Raw genomic sequence first — 520 nt, forward strand, 5'->3', positions numbered from 1 at the left:
AGCCTTGGTCTGTCGCAGACTGGTTAGGGTTATTACGACGACCTTGACGGTTCTTAAACGCCGGTTTCGAGTTCAATTTCTCGATGTAAGATTCACGCTGTTTTGGCTCATAACCCGCAAGTTCGATACGACGAATGCGTTGCTGGATGAGGTTTTCCACTTGAACAACCGTTAGCTCTTCATCTCGGTTTACGAACGAAACCGCATGACCTTGCTTACCCGCACGACCGGTACGGCCGATTCGGTGAACGTAATCTTCAGCAAGGAAAGGCATGTCGTAGTTCACTACGTGAGGTAGATCTTCAATATCCAAACCACGCGCTGCCACGTCCGTTGCTACCATGACGCGCACTTTGCCCGTTTTGAACTCTTCTAGCGCACGACGACGAGCACTCTGAGCACGGTCACCGTGACAAACTACTGCTTTGATGCCGTCAAGTTTCAGCTCTTTCACCACATCATTTGCGGTTTCTTTGTAGTTTACAAACACCAAAACTTGTTGCCAGTTTTTGCGACCGAT

Annotated in this window: 1 protein-coding gene; it reads right to left on the reverse strand. The window is 49.0% G+C overall.

The window, feature by feature from the left end; all coding sequences use genetic code 11:
• The coding region (locus R8O11_RS31220; protein ID WP_318195391.1) for a helicase-related protein at window positions 1–520 on the reverse strand (520 nt) is incomplete at both ends.

The organism is Vibrio sp. 1288, from assembly GCF_033344475.1.